Genomic DNA, 1,903 nt, shown 5'->3' with positions numbered 1-1,903 from the left:
CGGGGCTTGGCAGCCTTGAAGTCGATGGCCAGGCGGTTGATCGAGAAGATTCCGCTCACCCCCTCTTCATAGGCTCCTTCAACATCGTCTCCGATATCCCCGACGATTGCAACCACAGGCACGTTGGCTTTCTTTGCACGTCTTGCGACTCCGATCACCACCTTGCCTCTGAGACTCTGGCCGTCAATCTTTCCCTCTCCGGTGAGCACCAGGTCGGCCTTGGTCAAAAGCTTGTCGAAGTTGACCGTTTCAAGTACCGTCTCGATGCCCATTTGCAGTTGGCTGGAGAAGAATGCAGCCATGCCGCCGCCCATGCCGCCCGCAGCACCGCTGCCGGGGATGGCTTGCACGTCGATGTTGCAATCACGCTCGATGACCTTGGCAAGACTCTGCATGTTTGCATCAAGAATCTTGACCATCTCGGGCGTGGCTCCTTTTTGGGGCCCGAAGATATGGGCTGCACCGGTGGGCCCGTAGAACGGATTGTCGATATCGCACATGGTGGTGATGGTGACGCCCTTGAGTGCAGGATCCAAGCCCGAGGTGTCGATGCTGTCAACCTTGCCAAGCGTGCCTCCGGTGGGAACGAAGGCTTTGCCGGCCTTGTCACGGAATACAACACCGCATGCAGCTGCAGCACCACAACCACCATCGTTGGTTGCACTGCCGCCGAGTCCGACAATAATGGTCTTGCAGCCGCTCTTGGCGGCATCGAGGATCAACTCGCCGACACCGTAGGTGGTAGTCAGGTCGGGGTGAAGTTCATCACCGACAAGCGGAAGTCCTGCACAGGCCGCCATCTCAATGACCGCTGTGTTTTTCTTGATCACCCCATAGAAACTTTCCATGGGGAAGGCGTAAGGGCCTTGGACGGTAAGAGATCTCTTTTCGCCTCCGAGAGCTTGCAGAAATGCGTCTACACTACCTTCTCCACCGTCGGCCACCGGAATGCTGGTAACCTGGGCATCTGGATAGTGCTGCTTGATTGCTTTGTCCATGATGGAACAGATTTGTTCGGAACTCATGGTTCCTTTGAAGGAATCGGGGATTAATAGGATATTCTTCATCGCGGGCTCCTCACTGGTGTGGGGGCCGAAGCCCCCGTGGTATCAGTATGTTACAACAAAATGAGGGATAAAAGCCAGATGAAAATGATGCTTGTCAAACCTTGCAGCAACGTGACCATCGTTTGGGTCTTATACCCATCCTCCGGCTTGAGCTTTCCAAAGTTGGTTACCACCCAGAAATAACTGTCATTGGCATGGGAGACCGTCATCGAGCCTGCCCCGATCGCCATGACTGTCAAGACAGCGGCCATCGGGCTTGCAAGCCCAAGGGCTGTCATCATGGAAGAGCTTTCGGCGATACTGCCCATAATGCCGGCAGTGGTGGTGATGGCTACTGTGGAGGAGCCTTGTGCTGTCTTGAGGATGGCCGAAATGAGGAACGGGAAGAAGATTCCGACAGTCGCCAAACCGGCTGCATGTTCCTGCATGTAGACGACAAAACCAGCGCTGGCAATGACTTTTCCCAATACTCCACCGGCAGCGGTGATGAACAGGATCGGGCCGACAACTTTCAATGTTTCGGTGGTCATGTTGTTGAAGTGTTTCATTTCGCTGCGTTGGACAAGCAGTAAAATGCCGAACAACAAGCCGATGGTCAAGGCGATGATCGGTGTGCCGATGAAGGCCAGGAAGCTGGCAGCGGCACCTTTCCACTTCAGAGCGGCGGAGAGCGAACCAAGGGCCATTGCAAGAATCGGCATGAGAATCGGGGCAAGGGCGAGGAATCCGTTGGGTAGGTCTCCAAAACTCTTGAGCAGGGTGTCGTAATCGACACCTTCATCATCTTCGCCCAAATCCTCTCCGCTCTTCACTCTCTTGCCGATGTAGTTGGCATA

2 protein-coding genes are annotated in these 1,903 nt (G+C 54.9%); both read right to left on the bottom strand.

What is annotated here, in order from left to right; genetic code table 11:
- A partial coding sequence (locus B3F49_RS10600) for a glycerate kinase (RefSeq protein WP_293910912.1) occupies positions 1–1,067 on the bottom strand: 1,067 nt, incomplete at its 3' end.
- 50 nt (positions 1,068–1,117) lie between these two features.
- Positions 1,118–1,903: GntP family permease (locus tag B3F49_RS10595; protein ID WP_414712534.1), on the bottom strand; the 786-nt coding region annotated here is incomplete at its 5' end.

It is taken from the genome of Sphaerochaeta sp. UBA5836, assembly GCF_002432845.1.
Classification (GTDB): Bacteria; Spirochaetota; Spirochaetia; order Sphaerochaetales; family Sphaerochaetaceae; genus Sphaerochaeta.
This window is presented reverse-complemented; position numbering and strand designations above follow the sequence as displayed.